This is a genomic window from Paucibacter sp. M5-1 (assembly GCF_027498415.2).
Classification (GTDB): domain Bacteria; phylum Pseudomonadota; class Gammaproteobacteria; order Burkholderiales; family Burkholderiaceae_C; genus Roseateles_E.
The window spans coordinates 3,290,861-3,317,231 of the sequence record NZ_JAPZLM020000001.1; the positions used below are offsets into that span (position 1 = coordinate 3,290,861).

The window sequence follows — 26,371 nt, forward strand, 5'->3', positions numbered from 1 at the left end:
GCTGCGGCGCATCAGGAATGGGCGAGCTGCCTCCCGCTCCGCAGCTTGCCCAGAAACCGCCCCATGTGCGTATCACTGCGCTGCAGCGGCACTTCGTCAAACGCGAACCAGCGCACAGCCTCGAACTCGCCCGCATCGAAACGCGGTAGCGGTGCATGGCGGTCACCTTGCAGGACATACCAGAGCGACACGTCCTCATGGCCGGCGGTCAGGCCGACCGTGGTGGTGCAGGTGAGAAAGCGCGGCGGGCCGACCTCGGACTCGTCCAGCACCAGGTCCAGCTCCTCGGCCAGCTCGCGCGCCACGGTACGGCGCGGCGGCTCCAGCGGCTCGACATGGCCGCCGCTGGGCAGCCACGGGCGCGCGTTGCGGTGGTCCACCAGCAGGATGTGCTCGCCATCCACCAACGCGAAGTAGGACACCAGATGGCGGGGCGGCGTGGCCGGCTTGGCGATGCGGCACAGCGGCGCGCCGCTGTCTACCCAGTCCAGCATCTGCGCCAGTTGCTCCCGCTCCAGCGCGTCCCAGGGCCGGATCGATAGCAGCTCGGCGCGCACTTGGGCGCGCTGAGCCAGATCGGTGGCGGCGGTCATTGGATCGGTGCTTGTCATCGCCTCTCATTCCCCCGCTTGTAATTCCCCGTCGCCCGCGCCAGCAGCCGCTGGGCATCGGCTTCGGTGCCGCAGCGCGCCAGCGCGGCCTGCAGGCGCCGCGCCTGGTCGCCACGCATCAGGGTAACGACCCGGCCATCGCGGCGGATCTGCAGCTCTCCTGACTTGTCATGCAGCAGCCAGCTGAAACCCAGCGGCTGCTCAGGCAAGCTGGCCATCGCGCCTCAGGGCCTGGCGGCAGGTGCCGGCGCCGCCGGCATCGGCCCAAAGGGCAGCGGGCTCTGCGCCGCCAGCCAGGCAATCACGGCCCAGGCGGCGACGTTCTGGCGCAGCTTGGCCGGGTCTATCTTGTCCAGCGTGTCGTTGGGCGTGTGGTGCCAGTCGAAGTAGTCGCTGCCGTCCTGGCTCAACTCCAGCGCCGGCCAGTTCAGGCGCCGCATCAGTAGCGCGGCATCGGGCCCGGGCGTGGCCTCGTTGCTGCCCGGGGCGATGCCCAGCGGCGCGAGCTGCTGGCCGATCTGGGCCACGATGCCCAGGGCCTCGGGCCGCACCCGGCTTTGCAGCCGGTAGACAAGACCTGCCCCCAGATCGCTCTCGCCAACGAACTGGTGCACCTGGGCCTTGTACTGCTCGGCATAGGCCAGCGCGCCGTCGAAACCGTTTTCCTCGTTGGCGAACAGCACCACGCGGACGGTGCGACGCGGCTTCAGGTTCGCTTCCAGCATCAGCTTGGCCGCTGCGGTGACGATGCCGACACCGGCGCCGTCGTCGAGCGCGCCGGGCCCCAGGTCCCAGCTGTCCAGATGGGCGCCCAGCAGCACCACCTCCTCGGCCAGCTCGGTGCCGGGAATCTCGGCGATGACGTTGTGCGAGGTCGCCGCGATGCCGGCCTCAGCGCGCAGCACCAGATGCATCTTGACCGGCTGGCCGTAACGCTGCAGCCGGGCGATCAGGTCGGCATCGGGCACCGAGACGGCCAACGCCGGGATCTTGCTGATGCCCTCGGCATAGCGGGTCGCACCGGTATGGGCCAGGCGGTCGCGGTCGGTGCCGATCGAGCGTATCGCCACGGCCAGCGCGCCGCGCTTGGCGGCCTCGACCGTGCCCTGGGCCCGCGCGGCCACCGCCCGGCCGTAGCCGCGCGCATCGCGCGTGCGCTCGGTCTTCTGGTCGATGAAGACGATGCGGCCCTTGGCGCGCTCGCTGGCGTCGGCCTTCAGCGCCTCCAGATCGGGGTAGTAAGCGATCTCGGCGTGCAGGCCCTCCTTGGCCGTGGCCACGCTATTGCCCAGCGCCGTCATCACCAGCGGGTGCGGAAACGGCGCGGTGATATGGGCGTGGGCCTCACCGCGCTTCCAGGCGCGCAGCGGCACCGGCTCGGCCCGCACATTCGAGAAGCCCAGCGCCTTCAGCCGCGCCAGCGCCCACTCGACCGCTCGCGCGTCGGCCAGCGAGCCGGCCGGCCGGGCGCCAACCTCGGTGACCAGCGAATCGACCAGCTCATAGGCCAGGCCATGATCGGCTGCCGCCGCGCGCAGCGCCTGAGCGGCCTGCAGCTCGGCGGGCGTGAAGGCCGGCGCCTCGGACTGGGCGCCGGCCAGGCCCGGCAGCAGGGTCAGGGTTGCCAGCAAGAGCCGGCACGCAGGAACTCGGAACGAAGCCAGCATTGTTTTCCTCCCCAGGGGTCTGTCTCGCAGCGGCGCCCAGCATAGCCGGGCTCGCGCTCCGCTTCGCGCCGTCACGGCGTCGATTCACGGCGCCGGCTCGCCATTCGTCGCCCGCCGCTGGCAGGGCCAAGCGCCGGTGCCGAAGATGAGACCCATCAACACAGACCGAGCCAGCACCATGACCATCAGCACCCCCACCGAGCAGGAACTGCGGGACCAAGCCAAGAAGCGCGTCGACATGAAGATGGGCTTTCTGGTGCATCTGACCGTCTTCGTCGCGGTCAATCTGGGCCTCATTGTGCTCAACAGCCTGACCGGCGGCCCGCGCTGGCATGTGTTCCCGCTGTGGGGCTGGGGCCTGGGCCTGGCCGTCCACGGCCTGGTGACCCTGCTGGCACTGATGAGCGGCGGGGGTCTGCGCGAGCGCATGATGGCGGCCGAGCTGGAGCGGCTGCGCCGCCAGTGAGTCGGCCCAGGCTCAGGCCGGAAAGGTCCTCACCAGCCACAGCGTCAGCAGCCCGGCCAGCAGCAGCCAGAGGGCGATGACCACGGCCGCGGCGGCCCAGCTCCTGGGTTTCTTCAGCAAGGCCTCGGCCCGCAGCCGGGCCCGCGCCATCACCGGCTCGGGCATGTAGCGGACCACCAGCCACAGCCCCAGCGGCACGATCAGCAGGTCGTCGAGATAGCCGAGCAGCGGGATGAAGTCCGGGATCAGGTCGATCGGACTCAGCGCATAGGCGGCCACGACCAGGGCCAGCAGGCGCAGTCCCCCGGGCGCGGCCGGATCGCGGGCCGCAAAATACACCGCCAGGACCTGGGACTTCAGCGCCCAGGCCCAGCGCTTGAGCAGCCCGCGGCGCCTTGCCATCAGTCCCCGAACACGATCTTCTTGCGCTTCTCGACCCACTCCTCGAAGTGCGGGCCGTAGACCTCTTCGACGCGGTTGCGCTTGACCTTGAAGGTCGGCGTGATGAAGCCGTTGTCGACGGTCCAGGGCGTCTTGACGACCACCAGGCAGTCGAGCTGCTCATGCGGGTCGAGCCGGGCGTTGACGTCGTCCAGATGCTGGTTGAGCTGGGTCATCAGCTGCTGGCGGTCGGCTTCGGTGCCGCTGCGCTCGGCGGCATCGGGCGACAGCATCACGATGCCCAGCGGCTGGCCCAGATTGGCGCCGGTGACCACACAGGCCTCGACCGCCGGGTGGGCGCCGAGCCGGTCCTCGATCGGCGAAGGCGCGACATACTTGCCCTTGCTGGTCTTGAACAAATCCTTGACCCGGCCGGTGATGCGCAGGCAGCCGTTCGCGTCCTGCTGGGCCTTGTCGCCGGTGCGCAGCCAGCCGTCCTCGGTGAAGGCCTCGCGGCTCAGCTCGGGCTCCTTGTAATAGCCCAGCATCAGCGCCGGGCTGCGCATCTGCAGCTCGCCGGTCTTGGGATCGAGCCGGGTGTCGACCCCGTCATAGGCCGGGCCCACCGTGCCCTGCTGCAAGGTGCCGGGCACGGTGATGTGGGAGACCGCCAGGTTCTCCGTCATGCCATAGCCCTCGTTGATGTTCAGACCCAGCTTGCTGTACCACTGCAGCAGGGCCAGCGGCATCGGCGCGGCGCCGCCGGCGGCGATGCGGCACTGGTCCAGGCCCAGGGCCTTCAGAATCTTGCGCCGCACCAGGCCGCCGATCAGGGGAATCGACAGCAGCCGGGCCAGCTTGGCCGGCGGCATCTTGGCCTGGATGCCCTGCTGGAACTTGACCCACAGCCGCGGCACCGAGAAGAACACGGTCGGCCTGGCGCGCTGCAGATCGGCGGTGAAGGTGTCCAGGCTCTCGGCAAAGAACAGCCGCATGCCGGTGCGCAGCCAGCCATGCTCGACCAGCACCCGCTCGACCACATGGGCCAGCGGCAGATAGGACAGCATGCGGTCCTCGGCATTCAGCGGGATGCGGCCCAGGCCGGCCTGCAGCGCCCAGGCGAAGGCGCCGAAGGTATGCATCACGCCCTTGGGGTTGCCGGTCGTGCCCGAGGTGTAGATCAAGGTGGCCAGCTCGTCGGCCGGGCGCAGCGGCTCGCCCTGCAGCGGCTGGTTGCGGGCGCAGATCGCGTCCCAGCCCTCGTAGGCGGCTTTCGCATCGTCGGGCGAGAGCGGGTAGCTGATGCAGGGCAAGCCTGCGGGCAGGCCCGGCTTCATGCCGGCCCAGCCGTCAAGCTTGCCGACGAAGCAGGCCTTGGCCTCGCTGTGATTCAGGATCTGCTTGATGGTCTCGGGCGCCAAGGTCGGGTACAGCGGCACCGAGACATAGCCGGCCATCCAGATCGCCAGATCGCTCATCAGCCACCAGGCGCAGTTCTTCGACAGGATGGCCACCTTGGAGCCCGGCTCCCAGCCCTGGCTCTTCAGATGGGCGGCCATGCGGCGCGCGCCATCGGCCACCTGGGCCCAGGTGAAGTCCTGCACCTGGCCATTGCCCAGGGGCTGGGTCAGCGTGATGCTGGACGGGCGGGTGCGCTCCCAGTGGTACAGGCGCTGCAGGGCCAGGCTGTCGGCAGGAATCGTGGTGGGCATGTGCATGTCTCCTCTTGGGGTTTGGCGCTGAGGCTATAGGCTGGGCGCCACCCTGCCTACCGGGTTATTGCGGGGCTAGGGCTGGATTCAGAGTCGCCGCTCTAGAAAGCCAGGGGCCAGCCGGCCCTCGCCCAGTGCACGGCGCAGCCCGTCCAGCTCATGGACCTCGGGCAGGCCGGCGGGGCGCAGCGCGTCGGCGCGCGCCAGCGCAGCCGCCGCGCCCGGCTCGCGCAGCAGCACCAGGGTGGCGGCCAGGTCCAGCTGGGCGGTCCAGGCCGCCACCTGCTGGGGCTCGGGCAGGGCGTCGAGATAGGCGACGCGACGCTCCAGCGCGGCCCGGCTGCCGGCCAGATCGCCGCGCGCGCGCAGCAGCTGGCCGCGCAGCTGCTCGCTGCGGCTGCGCAGCGCGGCACTGGTCTGCAGCACCGGATCGCTCTGCACCAGGACCAGCGCGCGCTCGGCCAGGGCCAGGTCTTGCCCCAGCAGGCCGACCCGCAGCAGGGCCAGGCCGGCCTCGACCCGCGCCGGCCCGCTGACCGCCGGGGTCGCGCCGATCTCGTCCAGCAGCGCGCCCGCCTGCGTGCGCAGCGCCGCGTCGACCAGGCCGGCCATGGCCCGGGCCTGCAGCAGCGCGGCCTGCTGCGGCAGGCGCAGCGTCGGGTGCGTGACAGCGGCGGCGCTCAGGCTGGCCTGGATCTGCTCGTGCAGCTGCAGCGCGCGGCCATGCTCGCCGCGGTCGGCGTGGTAGCGCGCCAGCTCGGCCCGCATGCCGGCGGCCATGTCATTGCCCGGCCCCAGCAGCGCCTCCATCTCGGCCAGCAGCGCGCTCGCGCGCGCCTCGATGCCGGCATATTTGGCCTGGCGGATCTGCACGGCCAGCAGATTGCGCCGCAGCACCAGCACGAAGCGGGCATAGCGCGGCGGCGCCGTGGCCCAGCGCGGCTCGGTGGCGCGCAGCAGGGCCTCGGCCTCGGCCAGCCGGCCCTGGGCCACGCGCAGGCTCTGCACATAGTTGTCGAAGAACATGTGCTCGAAGTCGCTGGGCTTGTAGAGCTTGTCGACGATGGGCCGGGCGCGCACCAGCGCCTGCTCGGCCTCGTCGAGCCGGCCGACGCGCGAGTAAGCCACGCCCAGCAGGTAGAGCGCAGCGGAGTGCGGGTGCGAAACCTCGCCGTGGCGCGCGATCAGGTCGGCCTGCAGCGGCTCGACCAGGGCGATCACCTTGGCCGGCGAGCCCTGCGAGGTGTAGATGCGCGCCAGGCCCAGGCGGGCATTCAGCGTGCGTTCGTCTGCGCTGCCGAAATGCTGCTGCGCATGCTCGATCAGCTGCTGAGCCAGCGGGATCGCGATGTCGTAGCGGTTCAGGTCGCGGTAGGTGCCGACCAGCACCTCCAGCAGCCGCGCCCGCGTCGCCGGGTCGTCGGCAAACTTGTCGCCCAGCTCGGCACGGCTTTTCTCCAGCAGCTCCAGCACCGTCGGCGGGCGGCCGCCATGGCGGTCGGGGTTGGCCGAGGCCAGCAGCTCGGTCAGGTAGCGGGTCACCTGATCGGACTGGCGCGCTGCGGCCTCGGCTCGCTGCCATTGCCAAAGGCTGATCGCCAGGCCGGTGCTGAGGCTGGCGCCCAGCAGCAGCGCGGCGATCGCCAGCTTGGCGTGGCGGCGCAGCCAGAGCCGGCTGCGATGGCGCCAGTCGTCCCGGCGGGCGCTGACCGGGCGGTGCTCCAGCCAGCGCTGCAGATCGTCGATCAGCGCGCCGACGCTGCCGTAGCGCTGGCCCGGCTGCTTGCGCATGGCTTTGGCCGCCACCGCCTCCAGATCGCCCCGGGTGCGCTCGAAGTCGGGCGGACGGCCCGGCCCCGGCCGCTGGCCCTCGGGCGGCAGCGTGCTGCGCGAGAGCCGTGCCGGCTCGGTGTGCAGCACCGCATGTTCGAGTGCGGTGCGCGAGCCACCGGCCTGGCCGAAGGGCAGCACGCCGCTGAGCAGCTCGTACAGCATCACGCCCAGCGAGTAGACATCGGCCGCGACGCCGATGGCCGCACCGGTGATCTGCTCGGGCGCGGCATAGGCCGGTGTCAGGCGGCGGCCGGCCTGGCGGGTCAGCTGGCTGTCGGTGCTGGCGCCGTCGTCGTCGAGCAGGCCGGCGATGCCGAAGTCCAGCAGCTTCGGGCTGCCCTCGGCCGTCACCATCACATTGCTGGGCTTGAGGTCGCGGTGCACGATCAGCTGCGCATGGGCATGCTCGACCGCCCGCGCCACCCCCATCAGCAGGCGCACCCGCTCGGCCACCGGCAGCCGGGCCTGGCGCACATGCTCGCTGAGCGTCAGCCCCGCCACATGCTCCAGCACCAGATAGGCGCGGCCGCCGCCGGGCTGGGCCTGGACGCCGGCGTCCAGCAAGCGCGCAATGCCCGGGTGGGTCAGCCGCGCCAGCACCGCACGCTCGCGTGCGAAGCGCTCGGCCAGGCCCGGCGCCGAGACATCGTCGCGCAGCAGCTTGATCGCGACCTGGGCCTGGTAGAGCCCGTCGGCGCGCTCGGCCAGCCAGACCTCGCCCATGCCGCCCTCGCCCAGCTTGGAGACCAGGCGCCAGGGGCCTAGCCGCTCGCCAGCTGCGGCGCCACCGCCGCCACCGGGCTCGGCCGCCAGCGCCCGGGCCAGGCGCTGCTGAAAGCCCTGGGCCGGTGCGGCTGCTTCGGATCGGTCGACGCTCTCGGCGGCCTGGTCGGCCGAGTCCAGCATGCGCGCCAGGCGCTCGGCCAGCTCCGGCTCCTGCGCCCGCAGCGCGGCGAGCCGGGTAGCGCGCTCGACCGCGCCCAACTCGACCAGCTCGTCAAAGCCGGCCGACAGGCGCTGCCATTGATCGCGCGCCAGCATCGGCCTCAGCCGGGAGTGCCGGCGCCGTCGCCCAGCAGCTCCTGGAGCAGGGCCCGCGCCTTGATCAGCTCGCGATTGACGGTGCGGCTGGACGTGCCGCGCAGCAGCGCCACCTCGGCAATCGTCAGGCCGGCAAAGCTGAGCATCTCGATCAGCTCATACAGACCCTGGTCCAGCGCCTGCATGCGCGCCAGCGCGCGGTCCAGCGCGATCAAGTCCACCATCTCGCTGCTAACCGCCGCCACCTGCTCGGCCGCCGACAAGGTCAGCATCACCGCATCGCCGCCGCGCTTGTCGCGCCCCTCGGCACGCACATGGTCGATCACCACCGAGCGCAGCACCCGGCCGACATAGGCGAAGAACTGGCCGCGCGAGGCGCCCTGCAAGCCCTCCTGCTCGGCGATGCGCAGAAAGCCCTCATGCACCAGGGCCGTGGTGTTGAGCCCGACAACCCGGCCCGACTGCGCCAGCCGCTGCCGCGCCACCCGCTTGATCTCGGGATAGAGCGTTGCATAAAGCCGCTGCAGCGCCTGGGCATCACCGCCCGAGCAATCCACCAGCAGCTGGGTGATCGCGCCCTGGCTCATCGCAGGCTCGGCCTTGCTTATTCGGCGGCGGCCGCAGCGGCCAGCGCATCCAGGGCCTGCTCCAGCGCGCCGGCCGCGAGCCCGGCGGCGCGCTCCACCGGCGCCTCGGCCAACGCGGCCGTGCCCTCGCGCTTGAGCCGCGCCACCCACTGGCCGGCCTCGCGCCCCTGGGCAAAGCCGCGGCTTTGCAGCAGCAGCTCGCCATCGGCGGCATTGAGCTTGAAGTAGAACTGGCCGTCGTCCTCGCGGTACTGCTTGAACACCGGCAGGGCCGACTTGGTCTTGGTCGCCACCTGCACCGGCGCGGCCAGCGGCCGGAAGCGGCGCAGGCCCACCGCCTCGCGCAGGCGCTGCAGCAGCGGCGCGGCCTGGGCGCGCGCCTTGGCGGCGCCGGCCATCAGCACCGCCTCGATCTGCTCGGGGTGGGCCATCAAGGCCTCGTAGCGCGTGCGCATCGGGCCGATCTCGGCGTCGATCAGCTCGAACAGCTGCTGCTTGGCCTCGCCCCAGGCCAGGCCGGCGCGCAGCGCCTCGCGGAAGGCCTGGCGCTGCGCGGGGCTCGCGAAAGCGTCGTAGATCTGCACCAGGTGCGAACCCTCGGGCTCCTTGGGCTCGCCGGGCAGGCGCGAGTCGGTGACGATGCGGGCGATGGCCTCGCGCAGACCCTTGGCCCCGCCCTCGAACAGCGGGATCACGTTGTCGTAGCTCTTGCTCATCTTGCGGCCGTCCAGGCCCGGCAGCAGCTCCATCTCCTCGTCGATGCTGGCCTCGGGCAGCACAAAGAAGTCCTGGCCGTCGCCGAACAGATGGTTGAAGCGCTGGGCCACATCGCGGGCCATCTCGATGTGCTGGGCCTGGTCCTTGCCGACCGGCACGCGGTGGGCGTTGAACATCAGAATGTCGGCCGCCATCAGGATGGGGTAGCTGTACAAGCCCATCGTGATGCCGGCGTCGGCGTCCTCGCCGGCCGCCAGATTGGCGTCGACCGCGCCCTTGTAGGCATGGGCGCGGTTCATCTGGCCCTTGGAAGTGACGCAGGTCAGCAGCCAGGTCAGCTCAGGGATCTCGGGGATGTCGCTCTGGCGGTAGAAGGTCACGCGCTCGGTGTCCAGGCCCGCAGCCAGCCAGGTGGCGGCAATCTGCAGGCGCGAGGCCTCGATGCGGCCGGGCTCGTCGCACTTGATCAGCGCGTGGTAGTCCGCCATGAAGAAATAGCTCTCGGCACCGGCCTCGCGGCTGGCGGCGATGGCGCGGCGCACCGCGCCGACATAGTTGCCGAGATGCAGGGTACCGGTGGTGGTGATGCCGGTCAGAACGCGCAGGGTCATGGTGGTGATCGGGGGTCGGGTGTGGGCCGGATTAGACAAAGTCGCTCGGATTGCTGCCTATTCTCCCAGCAAGCGCGCCGCGCTCGGCTTAGGATTCGCCAAAACACCCGTCCACCCCGATGACACCTCTGTTGCTGGTCAGCGCCGCACTGCTCGCCATGCTGGGCGGCGCGCTGCTGCTCTTGTGGCGGCAGGAACGCAGCCTGCGCTATGTGCGGCAATGGGGTTGGAGCTGGATTCTGCTGGCCCTGGGCCTGGGCGGCGGCCCGCTGCTCCAGGACCTGTTCGAGCCGGGGGCGGCGCGCAATCTGCAGGCTTTCGCGGCCTCGGCGGCGGTGATGGGCTCGCAGCTGCTGCAGCTGGCCGGCGCGCTGGACTACCGCGGCCGGCGGCTGCGGCCGATGCAATGGCTGCCGGGCTTCGTGCTGCTGATGTGCGTGCTGGCGGCGCTGGGCTCGCGCGAGATGAGCCAGGCGGTGCTGATGGGCGCGCTGGTGCTGGGCCTGGGCGCGCTGGCCAGCGCGGCGATTCTGTGGCGCGCCAGCCAGGGGCTGGAGCGCTGGGTCAGCGCCGGCTTCGTCGCGGTGGCCCTGGTGCACGCGACCGGCCCGCTGCTGGACCCGCAGGGCCGCTCGGTCATCACCTACAGCCTGGGCCTGATCGTGCAGACGGCGCTGGGCCTGGGCCTGATGCTGCTGTCGGTGAGCCGTGCCCATGGCCAGGCACGGCGCCAGGCCGAGCGCTTCACCCGGCTGGCCGAGCATTCGCTGCAGGGCCTGGTGGTGCTGCAGGACTACCGGGTCGTCTACGCCAACCCGGCGGCGCGACGCATGTTCGGCCACGACCCCGAGCGCGACCGGCCCGGCGAGACCGTGCTGGCCGAGCTGGTCTCGCCCGATCTGCGCGAGGCCGCGCGGCAGCGCCATCGCGCGGTGCTGGCCGACCCGCAAGCTCGCATCGAATGGGAGGGGCCGCGGCTGGGTTTCGACGGCCGGCTGCTCCATGTGCGCGGTCTGTCCAGCCATCTGGACTGGGACGGCCGGCCGGCCGAGCTGCTGGTGATGATCGACGACAGCGAGCGCCAGGCCGCCCTCGAAGCCTTGCGCCGCCAGGCCTTGCACGACGAGCTGACCGCGCTGCCGAACCGCAATTTCGCGGTCGAGCGCCTGCAGCAGCTGACGCGGCTGGGCGCGCCGCCGTTCGCGCTGGTGTCGGCCGATATGGACCGCTTCCAGCTGATCAACGAGTCGCTGGGCCATGCGGTCGGCGATGCCTTGCTGCAGGGCATCGCGCAGCGCCTGTGTGCCGAGCTGCCCCACAACGCGACGGTGGCGCGGCTGGGCGAGGACCAGTTCGTGATGCTGGTCGAGGGGGCGCCGGGGCGGGCCGAGGCGCTGGCCTTCGCCGAACGGCTGCTGGCGCTGATGGAGCGACCCTTCGCGGTCGACGGGGCCGAGCTGTTCGTCCATATGTCGGTGGGTGTGGCGCTGTTTCCGCAGGACGCGGCCGACGGCCCCGGCCTGCTGCGCGCCGCCGACTCGGCGATGCACCGGGCCAAGGCGCGCGCCGGCGCCACCTACGCCTTCTTCGACGCGGCGATGAACCGCGCCGCCCAGGCCCGCATGGAGGCCGAGCAGGCGCTGTCGCGGGCGCTGGAGGAGGGCCAGTTCCGGCTCGACTACCAGCCCAAGATGCTGGCGGTCTCGCGCGAGCTCTGCGGCTTCGAGGCGCTGGTGCGCTGGCAGCGGCCGGGCATAGGCCCGGTCAGCCCGGCCGAGTTCATCCCGGCGGCCGAGCGCACCGGCCAGATCCGCGCGCTGGGCACGCTGATCATCGCGATCGCAACCGCCCAGCTGCGCCAGTGGCTGGACCGCTTCGGCCGGCTGCTGCCGGTGGCCATCAATGTCTCGCCGCTGCAGTTCGAGGATCCGGAGTTCGTGCCGCAGCTGCTGGCCGCGTTGGAGCGCCAGCGCCTGCCGGCGGCGGCGCTGCAGATCGAGATCACCGAGAGCGCGGCGATCGGCCATGTCGAGCGGGTGCTGCCGCAGCTGGAGCGGCTGCGCACGGCCGGCGTGCTGTGCGCGCTGGACGATTTCGGCACCGGCCAGTCCTCGCTGACCATGCTGCGCCAGCTGCCCATCCATGCGATGAAGCTGGACCGCAGCATGATCGAGCCGCTGCCGCGCCAGGACGCCAGCGCGGTGGTGCAGGCGACCTGCGCGCTGGGCCATTCGCTGGGGCTGGAGATCATCGCCGAGGGTGTCGAGACCGAGGAGCAGGCCATGGCCGTGGAGGCGCTGGGCTGCACCCAGCTGCAAGGCTACTACCTGAGCCGGCCGCTATCGGCCGAGCGCGCCACCGAACTGCTGCGGCGCTTTGTCGACCTCCATCCGCCGCTCAATTCCTAGTGCGGGCCATCAGCTCGCCGAGCCGGATCGCGCCGCCCGGCTGCCAGCCGGGATTGAAGTCCAGGCCCTGGCGCTGCGGGAACAGCATCACGACGGTGGAGCCGAGCAGGAAGCGGCCCATCTCCTCGCCTTGCTTGAGCACGACCTGACCCTCGGGATAGGTCCACTCGCGCAGCTGGCCGGGGCGCGGCGGATTGACCTGGCCATGCCAGACCGTGGCCATCGAGCCGACGATGGTGGCGCCGACCAGCACCATCACAAAAGGCCCGGCCTCACCCTCGAAGACGCAGACCACCCGCTCGTTGCGGGAGAACAGGCCCGGCACGCCGCGCGCCGTGGTCGGGTTGACCGAGAACAGCGCGCCGGGCACATGGATCATGCGCCTCAGGCGGCCGTCGCAAGGCATGTGGATGCGGTGGTAGTCGCGCGGGCTCAGGTAGAGATTGGCGAAGAAGCCGTCGCGGAACTGCGCGGCCAGCGCTGCGTCGCCGCCGACCAGGGCGGTGGTCGAGAAGCTGTGGCCCTTGGCCTGGAAGATCTGATCGCCGGCGATCGCACCGAACTGGCTGATGCCGCCGTCCACCGGGCAGATCAGCGGGCCATCGGCCAGCGGCCGCACGCCGGGCTTGAGCGCGCGGGTGAAGAAGTCGTTGAAGCTGGCATAGCTGGCGATATCGGGATCGGCCGCCTCGGCCATATCGACCCGGTAGCGTGCGACAAAGCGCCGGATCACGGCCGTCGTCAGCGCACCCAGGCGCGCCGAGGCAAACAGGCCCGCCAGACGGGTTAGCGCCTGCTTGGGCATCAGGTACTGCGGCAATACGGCCAGACGGTCGGACACGGGAAATACCCCAGCTCAGTTCGGAAGGTGCGGGATTGTAGGGGGCGTGGTCTCGAAGCTGGGCGCCGCTCGCCGCCCCACAGGTGTGTATCAATTTCTGTATGATGTGTACGCCACCCAAAGACGAGGCCTCTCATGCGCACCAATATCGTGATTGACGACAAGCTGATGACGGCAACGCTGAAGGCGACCGGCATCAAGACCAAACGTGAGGCTGTGGAACTGGGTTTGCGGACCCTGCTCCGGCTGAAACAGCAGACCGAGCTGCGCAAGCTGCGTGGAAAGTACGAGTGGGAGGGCGATCTTGACGCGATGAGGCGGGACGCATGATTCTTGTCGATTCCAGCGTCTGGATCGACTTCTTCCGCAACCAGCCCACACCACAGGCCGAGTGGCTGGACAGTCATCTCGGCCATGAAAGCCTGGTGATGGGCGACCTGATCCTGGCGGAGGTCTTGCGCGGGTTCAAGGATGAGCGTGGTTTCAACGAGGCTCGTCGCCTGCTTGGCCGGCTGGAGCAGGTCTCGCTCTGTGGAGAAGACACGGCGGTGGAGGCGGCGCGCAACTTCCGCAAGCTGCGTGCACGCGGGGTGACGGTGCGCGGCACGATCGACGTGATCATCGCCACACGGTGCTTGACCGATGGGCTGGTGCTGCTTCACAGCGACCGCGACTTCGACGCCTTCGAAGAGCACCTCGGCCTGCGCGTGGTGCATTGCGGGGTCTGAACGGCCGGTCCCGCTACCATTGGCGACGCGCCTCCTCCGTCCTGCCTCTACCCCGTCCATGCCCTGCACCGAAATCCACAGCTCCTTCTACCGCTTCGTCGCGCTGAGCGACCCGGAGGGCGTGGCGGCGCGGCTGCGTGAGCTGGTGGCCGTGGGGCTGGGCGGCAATATCCTGATTGCGGCCGAAGGCATCAGCGGCGCGGTGGCCGGCGAGCCTGACGTGCTCCAGGCCTTCGAGGCGGCGCTGCAGAGCGACCCACTGTTCGGCGGGGCCTTCGCCGGCCTGGTGTTCAAGCACAGCGCCTGCGCGACCCGGCCGTTCACGCTGATCAAGGTGCATGTGAAGCCGGAGATCGTCGCCTTCGGTGTGCCGGGCGTCAGCGGTCTGCCAGCGCCCGAGCGGCCCGACACCCATGTGGCGCCGGCGCGCTGGCGCGAGCTGCTGGCTCGGCCCGATGTGCTGGTGCTCGACAACCGCAACAGCTTCGAATTCAAGCTCGGCCGCTTCGCCGGCGCCATCGATCCGGCGGTCACGCATTTCCGCGATTTCCCGGCCTATGTGAACGAGCATGCAGAGGCCTGGAAGCGCGAGGGCAAGACCATCGCGATGTATTGCACCGGCGGCATCCGCTGCGAGAAAACCGCCGCCTGGATGCAGGATCAGGGCCTGCAGGTTTACCAGCTCGACGGCGGCATCCTGAACTACTTCCAATCGATGCCCGAGCCCGAAGCCGATTGGCAGGGCGAATGCTTTGTGTTCGACAAGCGCATCGCGATCGACACCCGGCTGCAGGAAACCGCGACCAGTGCCGAGCAGGTCTATGCCGAGGAGCCGCCGTGGCGGCTGGCGCGCGCCAAGCGCCTGGACCCGGACGGTTGATAATCGACGCCAGTTTCCGTCCCTCTTGCTCGCAGTCGAAAGCCCCCGCGCCCCATGTCCAATCTGATCGTCCACGGCGGCACCCCTTTGAAGGGCCGCATCATCCCCTCGGCCAACAAGAACGCGGTGCTGCCGATCCTGTGCGCCACGCTGCTGAGCCAGCAGCCGATCCGGCTCAAGGGCGTGCCCGAGATCACCGACGTCAAGAAGATTCTCGAGGTGTTCCGCAGCCTGGGCAGCACGGTGGCGGTGGACTTCGCGACCGGCGTGCTCGATGTGCACCACCGCGACACGCATTTCGACCCGGCCGTCGATCGCCTGCCCGAGGAGATGCGCAGCTCCATCATGCTGGTGCCCGGCCTGATGGCGCGCTTCGGCGCCGCCCGCATCGAGGACGATGTCAAGGGCTGCACGTTGGGCGCGCGCGAGATCGATCCGCATGTCGAGGTGTTCGAGCGCTTCGGCGCCGCGGTCGAGCGCCACAGCGACGGCCTGCTGGTGCAGGTGGGGCATCCGGGCGACAGCGGCGCGAGCAAGCTGCGCGCCAACAATCACTGGACCGACTATGCCTCGGTCACCACCACCGAGAACTTCGTGCTCTGCGCCGCGCTGGCCGACGGCCGTTCGACCCTGATGAACGCCGCCTCCGAGCCGCATGTGCAGGAGTTCTGCGAGTTCATGCTGATGCTGGGCGCGAAGATCGAGGGCCTGGGCACGTCCAAGCTGACGATCACCGGCGTCGACGCGCTGCAGGGCGGCGAGTTCACCTTCGCCGAGGACTTCCACGAGATCGTCACCTTTCTGGCCCTGGGGGCGATCACCGGCGGCGATGTGCAGGTCAAGAACTCGACGCCCGAGCAGTTCCCGCTGATCGACCGCACGTTTGCCAAGTTCGGCGTACAGATCATCCACGAGGGCGGCTGGTCGCGCGCGCAGCTGCTGTCGCCGGACGGCAAGCTCAAGGTCAAGGAACCCTTCACCCGCAACATCCTGCAGAAGGTCGAGGCTGCGCCCTGGCCCTATCTGCCGGTCGACCTGCTGCCCATCTTCGTCGCGCTGGGCGTCAAGGCCGAGGGCAGCGTGATGTTCTGGAACAAGGTCTATGACGGCGCGATGGGCTGGACCTCGGAGCTCAGCAAGTTCGGCGCCCACGCCTTCCTGTCCGACCCGCACCGCATGGTCACCTTTGGCGGCAAGCCGCTGGCCGCCGCCGAGGTCGAGAGCCCCTACATCATCCGCGTCGCGATCGCGCTGCTGATGGTGGCAGCCAGCATCCCCGGCAAGTCCACCATCCGCAACGCCACGCCGATCCGCCGCGCCCACCCGCATTTCGCCGAGAACATCGGCCGCCTGGGGGCCCGCATCGAATGGGTGGACGGCGACTGAGGTCGGGCCGGCCAGCACCTCATGCGACGCCTTCTCGCGCGCGGCCTCGCCGCGCTGGCTTGCGCGGCGGCCGGTGCCCAGGCGCAGCCGCCGTCGCCGCCGACCACGCTGCGCTGGGTGGTGCAGCACATGCCGCCGCATTTCAGCTATGCCAGCGGCCGTGTGCCGCAGACCATCGAGGACCTGGGGCGTGGCGAGGTTGACGGTTTCCTGCGCCTGCTGATCCCGCGCCTGCCCGAGTACCGCCATGAGTTCATCGAGGCCGGCACGGTGCGCTTCGAAAGCCTGGCGCGCCAGGGCGAAACGCTGTGCAGCGTGCTGCATGTGCGCCGGCCCGAGCGGCTGGATTGGCTGTACTTCACCCATCTGCATCCGGCCCTGGCCTCGCGCGAGATCCATGTGATCGTGCACCGCGACAGCAAGGCCCGCTTCGAGCAGGGCGGCCAGACCCTGCAGCTCGCCGAGCTGCTGCAGCGCCGCGAGCTGGTCGGCCTGCTGCCGCGCGACCGCAGCTACGGCCCGCGCATCGACGCGCTGCTGCAGGCGCAAGGCACGAACGCGCCCAAGACCGTCGCCACCGGCCGCGGCATGCAGCTGCTGGCGATGCTGCGCGCCAAGCGCATGGACTACACGCTGGAGTACCCGGCCGCGGTCGACGAGTTCATGCAGAGCCTGGGCGGCCCGCCCGAGCTGCTCAAGCTGCCGCTGGCCGAGGGCCGCAGCACCACGATGGCCACCGCCGCCTGCAGCCGCACGCCCGAGGGCCGGCAGCGGATCGAGGCGATAGACCGGGCCGTGCGCACGCTGGCCGAGGACCCGCAGCGCGAGCGCTGGCTGCGCGAGTGGCGCGGCGCGGCACTGGACGAGGCCGAGCGCCGGCGACTGCTGCGCTATCTGGACGAGCGTGCCGGCGCCGGCCCGCAGATCGAGTAATGAGCCGTCCGCCCAAGCCCGAGCTGCCTCTGCTCGACGGCGTCAGCGCCAGCGCACTGGCCCTGGGCCCCGGCCCCTGGGCCTTGCTGCTGGACTGCCTGGCCGAGCGTCTGCCGCTGGTGTCGCGCGAGGACTGGCGCGTGCGCATGGCCGCCGGCCAGGTGCTGGACGAACAAGGCCGGGCCTTGCCGCCCGCGACGCCTTATCGCGCCGGGCGCCGTGTCTTCTACTACCGCCAGCTGGCGGCCGAGCCGGACATTCCCTTTGCCGAGACCCTGCTGTTCCAGGACGAGCAGCTGCTGGTGGCCGACAAGCCGCATTTCCTGCCGGTCACGCCCAAGGGCCGCTATGTGCAGCAGACCCTGCTGACGCGGCTGAAGAAGACCACCGGCATCGCGACCCTGACGCCTATCCACCGCATCGACCGCGAGACCGCCGGCCTGTGCTTGTTCGCCGTGCGGCCCGAGGACCGCGACGCCTACCAGCGCCTGTTCCGCGAGCGCGCGGTCGACAAGGTCTACGAGGCCATCGCTGGCTACAGGCAAGACTTGGCGCTGCCGCTGAGCTACCGCAGCCGCCTGCAGGAACGCGCCGATGCCTTCATGCAGATGGCGGAGGTGGCCGGCGAGCCCAATGCCGAGACCCATATCGCGCTGCTCGAGCGCCTGGGCGACAGCCTGGCCCGCTACGAGCTGCGGCCCAGCACCGGCCAGAAGCACCAACTGCGCGCACAGATGAGTGCGCTAGGCCTGCCCATCGTCGGTGATCGCATCTATCCGGTCCTGCTGCCCGAGCAGGTAGAGCCCGACTACACCCGGCCGTTGCAGTTGCTGGCGCGCGAGATCGCGTTCACCGATCCGGTCACCGGCCAGGCACGCGCCTTTTGCAGCGCGCGCACGCTCAGCCCCGCAGCAGCAGCGCCCGGCTGAACTGCAGAAACTCGTCCAGATGGGCGGTGATCACCTTCACCGTGATCGGCAGCAGCAAGGCCTGGTAGTCGTGAACCGCGATATTCCGGAAGCCGACCATGGCCTTGAGCGCGTCGGCCAGCGAGGGCTCGATCCATCCCGCTTGAGCCAGCAGGGCAAACACATCGCGTGCGCTTTGCGGCACGCCCAGACGCTCGCGGCGCACCAGGTGCTGGCCCATGTCCAGCGCGGCCTCGCAGGCGCGCTGGATGTTCAGGATGGCGGCATCCTGGCGGGTGAAATCGCTGGCGAAGCCGGCACCGGCCGCCGCATATTCCTCGCGCGCCCGCGCCACGCAGCGCTCTATCGTCGCGGCCTTGTTCAGCAGCACGTCATCGGCCATAGACCCTGCCCTCCCTGGCAATATCGGCGAGCAGACCCGCGCGGGCGGCATCCAGCTCGGTCTTCTCACTCAGCACATAGCATTCAAACAAGCCGGCGGCCAGGCCATCGGCCCACAATCGCCGGCCGGTGGTGAGCACCTGGTACTGCATCACCGTGCTGGCCGCGCGCAGGTCCAGCAGATCGACGGCACAGGCCGCCGTTTCGGCCAGCTCGCCCGACAAGGTCCACAGCTGCACGGGGTCGGCATAACCGGCCACCAGCACGGCCAGGTCGAGATCGCTGTCGGGCCCGGCCGTGCCCTGCACGCGGCTGCCGAAGGCGTAGATCGCCAGCAGACCCGGCAAGGCAGTGCGCAGCCTGCTCACCAAGGCCTCGGCCCGCTGAGAGTCCAACGTGAATTCGCTCATGGCCTCATTCTCTCAGCAGCGCCGCCAGCGCCTTCGCGTCCAGCACCGTCGCCTCGTCCTGGCCTTCAAGGATGCCGTCGGCCAGCCCGCGCTTGTCGCGGTGCAACTCGATGATGCGTTCCTCCACCGAGCCGGCCGTCACCAGGCGGTAGACCGTCACCGGGCGCTGCTGGCCCATGCGGTGGGCGCGGCCCATGGCCTGATCCTCGGCGGCCGGGTTCCACCAGGGGTCGACGATCAAGACATAGTCGGCCATCGTCAGGTTCAGGCCGAAGCCGCCGGCCTTCAGACTGATCAGGAAGAGCTCGCCCTCGCCCTTCTGGAAGGCCGCGACGCGCTTGGCCCGCTCGGCCGCCGGCGTGCTGCCGTCCAGGTACTGGTAGGCCAGGCCCATGCCATCCAGCCGCTCAGCCAGCAGCTTCAGGAAGTCGGTGAACTGGCTGAACACCAGGGCCTTGTGGCCGCCGGCCACCAGCTCCTGCACGATGTGCTCGAACTCGGCCATCTTGGCGCCGACCAGGCCGGTCTCCGGCGCCACCAGGCGCGGGTCGCAGGCGGCACGGCGCAGCCGCATCAGCTCGGCCAGCACCTGCATGGGCTTGCCCTCGCTGCGCTCGACCTGTTCCTGTGCCTGGCGGCGCAGCGCCTCCAGAAAGCTGCGCTCCTCGCTGCCGGGCTGCACCAGATGGACGATCTCGGTACGCGGGGGCAGGTCTTGCAGCACCTGGGCCTTGGTACGGCGCAGCAGAAAGGGCGAGACCAGGCGGCGCAGCCGGGCGCGCACCGCGGCATCCTGCTGGCGCTCGATAGCCCCGGCAAAGCGCTCCTGGAACTGCGGCGCCGTGCCCAGGAGCCCGGGGTTGATCAGGTTCATGATGGACCAGAGATCGGCCAGCCGGTTCTCGACCGGCGTGCCCGACAGCGCCAATCGGAAACCGGCCTTGAACTCGGCCACCGATTTGGCCCGCTTGGTCGCGGCATTCTTCAGCGCCTGGGCCTCGTCCATCACCAGCGTGGCCCAGCTCTTGTCGGCAAAGCGCTCGGCATCGATCTGGGCCAGCGCATAGGAGGCGATCACGATATCGCCGGGGCCGGCCTGCTCGATCTGGGCGGCGCGCTCGCCGTCCTCGCCATACAGCCTACAGCGCAGGCCCGGCGCGAATACGGCCGCCTCGGCCAGCCAGTTGGCGCAGACCGAGGTCGGCGCCAGCACCAGGGCCGGGCCTTGCTCGGCGCGGGCGATCAGCAGGGCCAGGGTCTGCACCGTCTTGCCCAGGCCCATATCGTCGGCCAGGCAGGCGCCCAGGCCCGCATGGGCCAGCCGCGTCATCCAGGCATAGCCTTCCAGCTGATAGCCGCGCAGCTCGGCGCGCAGGCCCGGCGGTGCGGCGGGCTGCAGCGCGGCGGCCTCGGCCAGCGCATCCATGCGCTCGCGCCAGGGCCTGTCGCCCTCGACCGCCATGCCCTCCAGCGTCTCGTCCAGCCAGCTGGCGCCGGCCCGGGGCAGCTGCAGCTGGTCCTTCTTCGCGAGCGCCAGCGCATCGAGATCGCGCAGCTGCTGGCGCAGCTGTTCGCTGAGGGCCAGGTATTGCCCCTCGCCGAGGCTGACGAAGCGGCTGCGCGAGGCCCGCGTCAGCGCCATCAGTTGCTGCAGGCTCAGCACGCGCTGCTCATCGACCCGCGCCTCGCCGACCAGGCCCAGCCAGTCGCGCCCGCTGCTGACCTGCACGGCGAGGCCCGCGCTGTCCAGCGGTTTGACGCGCAGCGGCTTGCCCTTGGGCCAGTCCAGCGCGGCCACGCCGGGCAGGCCCGGCAGCAGCTCGACCGCGCGCAGCGCCAGCTCGGCATCGTCGAGCAGCCAGGGCGACTCGGGGCCTAGCTCGGCGTCCAGAAAAGGCAGGGCCTCCAGCACCGCAGCGCGGTGCGCGCTCTCGGCCGCCAGATCGCGTTCGGTGGCCAGGCTGACGCCCTCGTGCATGCACATCAGCCGCGAGCGGCCCAGGCCCGGCGTCACGGCCGGGCCGAAGGCGCCGAAGGGCTGGGCCACCAGCTGCAGCTGCAGGCCCTCGCCCAGCGGCGTCAGCTGGGCCCGCAGCCGGCTGTCGCCCGCGACCAGCTGGCCGGCCGCCGCATCGCTGTGCAGCTGGAAATGCCCGCTGAGCACCTGCAAGGCCGCGCCCAGCTCCGCACCGGCGCTGGCCGGCACCTTCCAGCCCTGGGCCACCAGCTCGGCGACGCGGCGCTGCGGCGCGCCTATGCGTATCAGCCGCGCACGCTGCGGGCCGTCGCGCAGCACCCGCAGGCTGTTGCGCTTCTCGATCTCGGTCTCATGGGTCGTGCCCTGCCAGGCTATCAGCTGTGGCGGCTCGGAGGCGCTCAGCGGCGGATGGATGCGGAACTCGAACTGCTCGCCGCCCTCGGGCGCGGGCCGGCGCAAGACCTCCAGCTCGGGCTGGGCCTCGACCAGCTCGACCCACTGGCCCGGCGCGTCGGCGAACATCACGGCCGGATGGCCGACCAGCGCGATCGCCGCCTGCGTGACATCGATCTGATAGGTGTGCGTGCTGCCGTAAGCCGGCCGCTCCAGATGGCGCAGCACCGCGTTGTCGCGGGCATCGTGGCCGCCCGACTTCTTCAGCTTGGCCCAGCCCACGGCCTTCAGCTTGAGCTGGCCGCGCGCGCCCTGGCTGCGCTCCAGCGCCTGCACGCTCTGCACCCGGCCCAGGCCGTCCAGCGTCAGCTGCCAGGCCAGCTCGGTCGGCGCGGCCACCGGCTGGAGCGCCGCGCTGCGGTCCAGTGCGACGATGGCCGCCAGCGCATCGCGCCAGGGCTCGCGCGGCGCGCTCAGAAAGCTGGCCGGCTGTGGCAGGCCGGTCAGTTCGAGCTGGGGTTCGCCCAGCTCCAGGCGCCGCAGCGCGCCGGCCACCAGGGCCGCCAACCAGAGCTGGCGCGAGGCCTGCAGCCGCTGCAGCAGGGCCTGGGCGGCGGCCGCTGTCCAGCCCGGCGCCGGCCGGCCCAGCCAGGCGGCCAGCAGCAGGCGGTTAGCCGCCAGCCCCAGCGCATGCTCGCGTGCCTCCAGCCCCGGCAGATAGGCCAGCGCGCTCTCGTCCAGGCTGTCATCGCCCAGGCGCGCACCGATCACATGGACCCACAGCCCCCACCACTCGTGGGCGCTGGGCTTGCGCGTGCCCGACTCGGCGATGCAGAACTTGCGCGCCGTCTCCCAGGCCTGCGGCTGGTCCTGGGCCAGCAGGCTCAGCACATAAAGCCGGCCCTGCTCGGGATCGAGCAGGCCACGGCGCAGCCCGCTGGTCTGGCGCAGGGTCTTCAGCGCCTGCTCATAGGCCTCGGCGGCGGCCGGCCACGCGCCGCGCAGCGCCAGCCGGGCGGCCTCGAACACGGCCGGCATGGGCTCGCCGGCCAGCAGCTCGTCCACCCGCTCCAGCGCCAGCGCCTGCAGCTCGGTCTCGGCCAGGCGGCTGCGCTGCTCCGGCGTCAGAGGCTGCGGCTCGGCCGGCGCCGGACGCCCCTGCATCAGGCTGCGCTTGAGCTCGCGCGCCTGGTCCAGCATCTGGGCCTTGCTCAGCGCGGGTCGGCCGTCCAGCGTGGTGAAGACGGGCGCGGCGCTGGGATTCTTCGGTTTGACCATGCGGCATTCTGCCGCCTGCGTTCCGGGCGCCCGTTCAGGCCATGCCGGGATTGCCGGCCGCGCCGACCAGGCTCGGGTTGTTGAGCTTGCGCGCCGCGATATGAGCCGGGCCGCTACCCTTGGCCTGGCTCTTGAACCATTGCTCGACCAGGTCCCAGACCGGCTTGGTCCCGGCCTTGGCCGCCTCTTCGCCAACCGGCGCCCAGCCGGCCACCTTGTAGGTCTTGTCGGCCTCTATCGTCTTGCCGCCCAGCCGCATCTCGCTGATGCGCGCGCCCATGCCGGCCTCGGGCGTGCAGCTATAGCTCAGGCCGCCGACCCGCACCATATCGCCGCCCTGCTGGTAGTAGGGGTCGGGGTTGAAGAGGTTGTCGGCCACATCCTCCAGCACCGTCTTGATCATCGCGCCGCTCATCTCGGTCAGCGTGGTGTGCGGATAGGTGATGGCGGTCTGGTCCATCAGGAACTCGCGCGTGATGGTCTGGCCCGGCAGCAGGCTGGTGCCCCAGCGGAAGCCCGGCGAGAACGCGATCTCGGCCCCCTGCACCTCCATCAGCGCATCGCACAGCAGCTGGTCCCAGCTGCCGTTGAAATTGCCGCGCCTGTACAGCAGGCCGTCGGTGATGGCCAAGGGTTCGGCCAGGCGGGCCTCGAAGGGCGCGCGCACCTTCTTGATCAGCGCCGCCATCTCGGCATCGGCCGGCAGCAGATTGGCGAACACCGGCAGCAGCTGGTACTTGAGCTCGGCGGCGCGGCCATCCTTGACACGGATGTCCAGCACGCCGAGGAACTTGCCATTGCTGCCGGCATTGGTCACCAGGGTCTGGCCGCCGCGGTTCTTCACCGCCACCGGCACCGGCACGCCGTCATGGGTGTGGCCGCCGAGGATGGCGTCCAGGCCCGAGACCCGCGAGGCCAGCTTCAGGTCCACATCCATGCCGTTGTGGCTCAAGAGCACGACCACCTGGGCGCCCTTGGCGCGCACCGTGTCGATGACCTTCTGCAGCTCCTCGTCGCGGATGCCGAAGCTCCAGTCCGCCACCAGATAGCGCGGGTTGGCGATCGGTGTGTAGGGGAAGGCCTGGCCGATGATGGCCACCGGCACGCCATTGATTTCCTTCAGCGTGTAGGGCGCGAACACATCGTCGCCGAAGTCCTGGGTCTTGACGTTCTGAGCAACGAAATCGATCTTGCCCTTGAAGTCCTTCTCGACGATTTCCTGCACCCGCTGCTGGCCATAGGTGAACTCCCAGTGGCCGGTCATCACGTCGACGCCCAGCAGCTTGCAGGCATCGACCATGTCCTGCGCCTGGGTCCATAGCGAGGTCGCCGAGCCCTGCCAGGTGTCGCCGCCGTCCAGCAGCAGCGCGCCGGGCCGGCCGGCGCGCAGGCGCTTGACCAGCGTGGCCAGATGGGCGAAGCCGCCGACCTTGCCATAGCGGCGCGCGGCACGCTCGAAGTCCAGGTAGGTGAAGGCATGCGCCTCGCGCGTGCCGGGCCGCAGGCCGGCGGCTTTCAGCAACTGCTCGCCGACCAGATGCGGCAGCCGCCCCTTCAAGGCCCCGAAGCCGAGGTTGACGCTGGGCTCGCGGAAATGAATGGGCAGCAGCTGGGCATGGCAGTCGGTCATGTGCAGCAGCGAGACCGCACCGGGGCCTTTGAAGGGCGCCGGCGCGTCGTAGGGCGTGGCCGCCTGGGCCTGGCGCGCGAAGCCGAAGCCGGCCACCGAGGCCGCACCCAGGACATTGAGCAGATCGCGTTTGCTGAGATTCATGGCGGCTCCATCAGGGGCGTGACAGCGCCTTCCCAAGCGGCGCTCGGGGATCCGGCTCTGCCGGGCCCACGAGCGCGCCCCCTTGAGGGGGCGGCCGCAGGCCGTAGGGGGTGGGCTATTGATTCACGGGGGACTTGGGGTCCAGCAGCAGGGCCATGATGTCGCGCATCTGGCCCTCGTTCAGCACGCCGGCATGGCCGAAGCGCGGCATGCCTGAGCAGGCGCTGTAGGCCTTGGCGTTCCACAGCTTGCCCCAGGTGTATTGCACGATGGCCGCCGTCTCCGGTGCCGCCGGGTTGCTGACGCCGCGCAGCTTGCCGTACTGGTAGAGGCTGGGGCCAATGGTGCCGAAGCTGATCTCGGCCTTGCTGATCTGGTGGCAGTTGTAGCAATTGCCGCCGCTCGGTGCGCCGGCCGCATCGGTCCAGGTCATGCCCCGGCCGTTTTGCGCCAGCTTCTCGCCCTCGCGCCAGTCGCCCAGATACTGGCCATTGGCCGGCCACTTGATCGAGGCCAGCGCCTCGGCCTCGATGCGCTTGGTTGTCGCCTCGTCGGGCTGCTTGTCGCTGGAGCAGGCTTTCTGTGCCAGGTCTTGCTCGATGCGGTCGAGCTTGGCGATGCCCTGCTCGCGGAAGGAGCTCTTCACCATCGCCAGCGCCTCGGCGTCCAGCTCGGCCGAGCTCGGCAGGCTGGCGCAGCCGACCAGCACCAGGCCCGCAGCGGCCAGGCCGCCCCAGAGAATTGCATTCTTCTTGTTCATGATGCGCGGCTCCTTCAACGCTTGATCGACGGGGCGATCGAGACCGCGCCCTTGCTGTTGATGCCCATATAGCTGGCCAGCGCCACCGTCACATCCGAGCCATAGCCGGGGAAGGGGAAGCGCTGCTGGCGGAAGCAGTCGTTCAGGCGCCGCTGCATGCCCCACAGCTCGCCGCTGGAGACGCGATAGGCCGGCCAAGCCGCGAAGCCGATGCCGTCGCCGGGGTTCTTGGTCAGGTCGGGCAGGTCCTGCAGGCGGATGCGCTTGCCGGTCTCGCTATGGCAGGAGGCGCAGGCAAAGTCGTAAGGGCCGCCGCGGAAGAAGAACAGGCGCTTGCCGACCTCGTACATCTTCTGCTCCTGCGCATGGGCCACCGGCAGATTGAACTTGAGGCCGCGCGACTCGGCGGCGATCCAGGCCACCAGGCCTTCGATATTCTTCTGCTCGTCGGCGCCGAAACGCGTGGCGGCGATCTGCTTCGCATCCAGGCCCTGCAGCGACTCCATGCAGCTGAGCAGCCGCGACTCCAGATCCTGCACCAGGCCGGTGTCGGCGAAATAACGCGGCAGCTCGACAAAAGCGCCCTTGACGACGCCCGGGCCCTTGCCCAGATCGCAGCGCTCCATCGAGACATTCTTGGGGCCGCGCTTTTGCTTCCAGAGCTCCTCGCCCTTGGCCTCGAACAACTCGGCCGGGTTGCCATCGGCCAGCATCGCGCGGTACTGCGCGATCGCGTCGGCCGACGAGGTCTGGGCCTGGACGCAGCTGGCCGCGAGCACGCAGCCCAGGGCCCATGCCGACTTGCGCATCGTCATCATGCTTGTCTCCTTTTGTTGTTCGGACCCGGCGCAGCCTATCAGGCCACCGTCGCTTCGTCGCTGCGCTTGTCGCCCTTGTTGTCGACCCAGTTCACGGTGATCTTGTCTCCGGCCTTGGCGCCCTTGACGGTGAACTGCAGGAACGGGTTCTTCGACACCGCCGGGCCCCATTGCGCGGTCAGCACGGTCTTGCCATTCAGCGCGGCCGTCACCTCGGTGATGTGCCAGGCCGGGATGGTCTTGCCGGCGGCATCCTTGCGCTGGCCGGTTTCCATCTCATGACTCATCAGCACACGCACCACAGCATTGCCACCTTGCGCCTGGGCGCGAATTCGCATCGGATCTGCCATTGCTATCTCCTAATTCAGTTATCAGCCGCCACAACCACCCAGGGTGACCTTGACTTCCTTTTGAGCGAACAGCACCTTGTTGTCGCCGGTGATCGCCACGGCGAACACATTGGAGGTCTGGCCCATCTTGACGCGCGTGCTCATGCTGGCCTCGACCGCATCGCTGACGTCGAAGGAGGCAGCCAGGATGTTGGGGTTCTTCTCGACCAGCAGCAGCAGGCGCTTGACGCCGGCGGCCGAGCTGGCCACGCCCAGCGGCACGACGGCGCCGTTCTCGGCGATATCGGGGCCGGTCAGCGTGACCTCCTTGCTCTCGGTCGGCTTGCCCAGGCCCAGGGCCTTGAGCATCTCGTCCATGGACTTGGCATCGAAGGCGGCGCGGTTGAAGGCGGCCTGCGCCTGCGCACTCAGCGGCAGGGCGGCGGCCAGCAGGCCGGCCACCAGGACGCTGTGTTTCATCATGTCTCGGCGGGTTTGCATGGAGTCTCCTTATCGGGG

Annotated in this window: 25 protein-coding genes; 8 read left to right on the forward strand and 17 right to left on the reverse strand. The window is 70.2% G+C overall.

All coding sequences use genetic code 11. The features are described from left to right. Positions 1–11 precede the first annotated feature (11 nt). The 3 genes from O5M90_RS15365 to O5M90_RS15375 are packed head-to-tail and all read right to left on the reverse strand — an operon-like array spanning position 12 to position 2,278. The gene (locus O5M90_RS15365; RefSeq protein WP_269839428.1) at positions 12–611 is read right to left on the reverse strand and encodes an NUDIX domain-containing protein; all 600 of its coding nucleotides are present in this window, start codon (positions 609–611) and stop codon (positions 12–14) included. Continuing rightward, positions 608–829 (reverse strand): hypothetical protein, encoded by a 222-nt coding sequence (locus O5M90_RS15370; RefSeq protein ID WP_269839429.1) that lies wholly within the window; start codon positions 827–829, stop codon positions 608–610. The genes O5M90_RS15365 and O5M90_RS15370 overlap by 4 nt, the downstream gene beginning before the upstream one ends. Positions 830–835: 6 nt before the next feature. Next, positions 836–2,278 (reverse strand): M20/M25/M40 family metallo-hydrolase, encoded by a 1,443-nt coding sequence (locus O5M90_RS15375; protein WP_269839430.1) that lies wholly within the window; start codon positions 2,276–2,278, stop codon positions 836–838. A gap of 178 nt (positions 2,279–2,456) precedes the next feature. On the opposite strand from O5M90_RS15375, the gene O5M90_RS15380 reads away from it, so the two are divergent. After that, the gene (locus O5M90_RS15380; RefSeq protein ID WP_137945500.1) at positions 2,457–2,744 is read left to right on the forward strand and encodes a 2TM domain-containing protein; all 288 of its coding nucleotides are present in this window, start codon (positions 2,457–2,459) and stop codon (positions 2,742–2,744) included. A gap of 12 nt (positions 2,745–2,756) precedes the next feature. On the opposite strand, the gene O5M90_RS15385 is transcribed toward O5M90_RS15380, so the two are convergent. The 5 genes from O5M90_RS15385 to O5M90_RS15405 all read right to left on the reverse strand — a co-directional run bounded on the left by O5M90_RS15385 (position 2,757) and on the right by O5M90_RS15405 (position 9,626). Next, positions 2,757–3,146, reverse strand: a complete 390-nt coding sequence (locus O5M90_RS15385; RefSeq protein ID WP_269839431.1) for a YkvA family protein — start codon at positions 3,144–3,146, stop codon at positions 2,757–2,759. Next, a complete protein-coding gene (locus O5M90_RS15390) occupies positions 3,146–4,837 on the reverse strand; it encodes an AMP-binding protein (RefSeq protein ID WP_269839432.1) in 1,692 nt (563 codons plus the stop codon). The genes O5M90_RS15385 and O5M90_RS15390 overlap by 1 nt, the downstream gene beginning before the upstream one ends. An 87-nt stretch (positions 4,838–4,924) precedes the next feature. Then, complete coding sequence (locus O5M90_RS15395) at positions 4,925–7,711, reverse strand: serine/threonine-protein kinase (protein WP_269839433.1); 2,787 nt, start codon at positions 7,709–7,711, stop codon at positions 4,925–4,927. A 5-nt stretch (positions 7,712–7,716) separates the two neighbouring features. Then, complete coding sequence (locus tag O5M90_RS15400; RefSeq protein WP_269839434.1) at positions 7,717–8,298, reverse strand: ECF-type sigma factor; 582 nt, start codon at positions 8,296–8,298, stop codon at positions 7,717–7,719. A gap of 17 nt (positions 8,299–8,315) precedes the next feature. After that, positions 8,316–9,626, reverse strand: a complete 1,311-nt coding sequence (locus O5M90_RS15405) for a tryptophan--tRNA ligase (protein ID WP_269839435.1) — start codon at positions 9,624–9,626, stop codon at positions 8,316–8,318. Between the two features lie 119 nt (positions 9,627–9,745). On the opposite strand from O5M90_RS15405, the gene O5M90_RS15410 reads away from it, so the two are divergent. Beyond that, entirely contained in the window at positions 9,746–12,034 is a 2,289-nt protein-coding gene (locus tag O5M90_RS15410) for a putative bifunctional diguanylate cyclase/phosphodiesterase (protein WP_269839436.1), read from the forward strand. Here the strand turns inward: O5M90_RS15410 and asd are convergent. Further along, positions 12,024–12,875 carry an archaetidylserine decarboxylase gene (asd, locus tag O5M90_RS15415; protein WP_269839437.1) on the reverse strand — a complete coding sequence of 284 codons (852 nt, stop codon included), beginning with the start codon at positions 12,873–12,875 and terminating at the stop codon, positions 12,024–12,026. The genes O5M90_RS15410 and asd overlap by 11 nt on opposite strands. Before the next feature lie 135 nt (positions 12,876–13,010). On the opposite strand from asd, the gene O5M90_RS15420 reads away from it, so the two are divergent. From O5M90_RS15420 to O5M90_RS15445, 6 genes are read left to right on the forward strand one after another with little or no spacing between them, the layout of a single operon-like run. Further along, entirely contained in the window at positions 13,011–13,205 is a 195-nt protein-coding gene (locus tag O5M90_RS15420) for a type II toxin-antitoxin system VapB family antitoxin (RefSeq protein WP_137945508.1), read from the forward strand. Then, a complete protein-coding gene (gene vapC, locus O5M90_RS15425; RefSeq protein ID WP_137945509.1) occupies positions 13,202–13,603 on the forward strand; it encodes a type II toxin-antitoxin system VapC family toxin in 402 nt (133 codons plus the stop codon). The genes O5M90_RS15420 and vapC overlap by 4 nt, the downstream gene beginning before the upstream one ends. Positions 13,604–13,661: 58 nt before the next feature. Beyond that, the gene (trhO, locus tag O5M90_RS15430) at positions 13,662–14,483 is read left to right on the forward strand and encodes an oxygen-dependent tRNA uridine(34) hydroxylase TrhO (RefSeq protein ID WP_269839438.1); all 822 of its coding nucleotides are present in this window, start codon (positions 13,662–13,664) and stop codon (positions 14,481–14,483) included. A 54-nt stretch (positions 14,484–14,537) separates the two neighbouring features. Further along, positions 14,538–15,869, forward strand: a complete 1,332-nt coding sequence (locus tag O5M90_RS15435) for a UDP-N-acetylglucosamine 1-carboxyvinyltransferase (protein ID WP_262968689.1) — start codon at positions 14,538–14,540, stop codon at positions 15,867–15,869. A gap of 21 nt (positions 15,870–15,890) precedes the next feature. Beyond that, entirely contained in the window at positions 15,891–16,802 is a 912-nt protein-coding gene (locus O5M90_RS15440) for a hypothetical protein (protein WP_269839439.1), read from the forward strand. Beyond that, positions 16,802–17,731 carry a pseudouridine synthase gene (locus O5M90_RS15445; RefSeq protein WP_269839440.1) on the forward strand — a complete coding sequence of 310 codons (930 nt, stop codon included), beginning with the start codon at positions 16,802–16,804 and terminating at the stop codon, positions 17,729–17,731. The genes O5M90_RS15440 and O5M90_RS15445 overlap by 1 nt, the downstream gene beginning before the upstream one ends. Here the strand turns inward: O5M90_RS15445 and hepT are convergent. From hepT to soxY, 8 genes are all read right to left on the reverse strand, one after another. Continuing rightward, a complete protein-coding gene (gene hepT / locus O5M90_RS15450) occupies positions 17,703–18,113 on the reverse strand; it encodes a type VII toxin-antitoxin system HepT family RNase toxin (RefSeq protein ID WP_269839441.1) in 411 nt (136 codons plus the stop codon). The two genes, O5M90_RS15445 and hepT, sit on opposite strands and share 29 nt — an antisense overlap. After that, a complete protein-coding gene (gene mntA, locus O5M90_RS15455; RefSeq protein WP_262968685.1) occupies positions 18,103–18,522 on the reverse strand; it encodes a type VII toxin-antitoxin system MntA family adenylyltransferase antitoxin in 420 nt (139 codons plus the stop codon). The genes hepT and mntA overlap by 11 nt, the downstream gene beginning before the upstream one ends. 4 nt (positions 18,523–18,526) lie before the next feature. Continuing rightward, the gene (locus O5M90_RS15460; protein WP_269839442.1) at positions 18,527–22,171 is read right to left on the reverse strand and encodes a DEAD/DEAH box helicase; all 3,645 of its coding nucleotides are present in this window, start codon (positions 22,169–22,171) and stop codon (positions 18,527–18,529) included. A gap of 34 nt (positions 22,172–22,205) precedes the next feature. Continuing rightward, positions 22,206–23,945 (reverse strand): thiosulfohydrolase SoxB, encoded by a 1,740-nt coding sequence (soxB, locus tag O5M90_RS15465; RefSeq protein ID WP_269839443.1) that lies wholly within the window; start codon positions 23,943–23,945, stop codon positions 22,206–22,208. Positions 23,946–24,060: 115 nt separating this feature from the next. Continuing rightward, complete coding sequence (gene soxX, locus O5M90_RS15470; RefSeq protein ID WP_269839444.1) at positions 24,061–24,705, reverse strand: sulfur oxidation c-type cytochrome SoxX; 645 nt, start codon at positions 24,703–24,705, stop codon at positions 24,061–24,063. 14 nt (positions 24,706–24,719) lie between these two features. Continuing rightward, a complete protein-coding gene (soxA, locus tag O5M90_RS15475; protein WP_440402514.1) occupies positions 24,720–25,520 on the reverse strand; it encodes a sulfur oxidation c-type cytochrome SoxA in 801 nt (266 codons plus the stop codon). Between the two features lie 41 nt (positions 25,521–25,561). Further along, positions 25,562–25,873, reverse strand: a complete 312-nt coding sequence (soxZ, locus tag O5M90_RS15480; RefSeq protein WP_137945518.1) for a thiosulfate oxidation carrier complex protein SoxZ — start codon at positions 25,871–25,873, stop codon at positions 25,562–25,564. A gap of 21 nt (positions 25,874–25,894) precedes the next feature. Then, the gene (gene soxY, locus O5M90_RS15485) at positions 25,895–26,353 is read right to left on the reverse strand and encodes a thiosulfate oxidation carrier protein SoxY (protein WP_137945519.1); all 459 of its coding nucleotides are present in this window, start codon (positions 26,351–26,353) and stop codon (positions 25,895–25,897) included. Between the last annotated feature and the right edge of the window lie 18 nt (positions 26,354–26,371).

Excerpts from the sequence above, each read along its gene's own strand:
- O5M90_RS15365 (WP_269839428.1), bottom strand. The coding sequence starts at position 611 with ATGACAAGCACCGATCCAATGACCGCCGCCACCGATCTGGCTCAGCGC.
- O5M90_RS15370 (WP_269839429.1), bottom strand. The coding sequence starts at position 829 with ATGGCCAGCTTGCCTGAGCAGCCGCTGGGTTTCAGCTGGCTGCTGCAT.
- O5M90_RS15375 (WP_269839430.1), bottom strand. The coding sequence starts at position 2,278 with ATGCTGGCTTCGTTCCGAGTTCCTGCGTGCCGGCTCTTGCTGGCAACC.
- O5M90_RS15380 (WP_137945500.1), top strand. The coding sequence starts at position 2,457 with ATGACCATCAGCACCCCCACCGAGCAGGAACTGCGGGACCAAGCCAAG.
- O5M90_RS15385 (WP_269839431.1), bottom strand. The coding sequence starts at position 3,146 with ATGGCAAGGCGCCGCGGGCTGCTCAAGCGCTGGGCCTGGGCGCTGAAG.
- O5M90_RS15390 (WP_269839432.1), bottom strand. The coding sequence starts at position 4,837 with ATGCCCACCACGATTCCTGCCGACAGCCTGGCCCTGCAGCGCCTGTAC.
- O5M90_RS15395 (WP_269839433.1), bottom strand. The coding sequence starts at position 7,711 with ATGCTGGCGCGCGATCAATGGCAGCGCCTGTCGGCCGGCTTTGACGAG.
- O5M90_RS15400 (WP_269839434.1), bottom strand. The coding sequence starts at position 8,298 with ATGAGCCAGGGCGCGATCACCCAGCTGCTGGTGGATTGCTCGGGCGGT.
- O5M90_RS15405 (WP_269839435.1), bottom strand. The coding sequence starts at position 9,626 with ATGACCCTGCGCGTTCTGACCGGCATCACCACCACCGGTACCCTGCAT.
- O5M90_RS15410 (WP_269839436.1), top strand. The coding sequence starts at position 9,746 with ATGACACCTCTGTTGCTGGTCAGCGCCGCACTGCTCGCCATGCTGGGC.
- O5M90_RS15420 (WP_137945508.1), top strand. The coding sequence starts at position 13,011 with ATGCGCACCAATATCGTGATTGACGACAAGCTGATGACGGCAACGCTG.
- vapC (WP_137945509.1), top strand. The coding sequence starts at position 13,202 with ATGATTCTTGTCGATTCCAGCGTCTGGATCGACTTCTTCCGCAACCAG.
- trhO (WP_269839438.1), top strand. The coding sequence starts at position 13,662 with ATGCCCTGCACCGAAATCCACAGCTCCTTCTACCGCTTCGTCGCGCTG.
- O5M90_RS15435 (WP_262968689.1), top strand. The coding sequence starts at position 14,538 with ATGTCCAATCTGATCGTCCACGGCGGCACCCCTTTGAAGGGCCGCATC.
- O5M90_RS15440 (WP_269839439.1), top strand. The coding sequence starts at position 15,891 with ATGCGACGCCTTCTCGCGCGCGGCCTCGCCGCGCTGGCTTGCGCGGCG.
- O5M90_RS15445 (WP_269839440.1), top strand. The coding sequence starts at position 16,802 with ATGAGCCGTCCGCCCAAGCCCGAGCTGCCTCTGCTCGACGGCGTCAGC.
- hepT (WP_269839441.1), bottom strand. The coding sequence starts at position 18,113 with ATGGCCGATGACGTGCTGCTGAACAAGGCCGCGACGATAGAGCGCTGC.
- mntA (WP_262968685.1), bottom strand. The coding sequence starts at position 18,522 with ATGAGCGAATTCACGTTGGACTCTCAGCGGGCCGAGGCCTTGGTGAGC.
- O5M90_RS15460 (WP_269839442.1), bottom strand. The coding sequence starts at position 22,171 with ATGGTCAAACCGAAGAATCCCAGCGCCGCGCCCGTCTTCACCACGCTG.
- soxB (WP_269839443.1), bottom strand. The coding sequence starts at position 23,945 with ATGAATCTCAGCAAACGCGATCTGCTCAATGTCCTGGGTGCGGCCTCG.
- soxX (WP_269839444.1), bottom strand. The coding sequence starts at position 24,705 with ATGAACAAGAAGAATGCAATTCTCTGGGGCGGCCTGGCCGCTGCGGGC.
- soxA (WP_440402514.1), bottom strand. The coding sequence starts at position 25,520 with ATGACGATGCGCAAGTCGGCATGGGCCCTGGGCTGCGTGCTCGCGGCC.
- soxZ (WP_137945518.1), bottom strand. The coding sequence starts at position 25,873 with ATGGCAGATCCGATGCGAATTCGCGCCCAGGCGCAAGGTGGCAATGCT.
- soxY (WP_137945519.1), bottom strand. The coding sequence starts at position 26,353 with ATGCAAACCCGCCGAGACATGATGAAACACAGCGTCCTGGTGGCCGGC.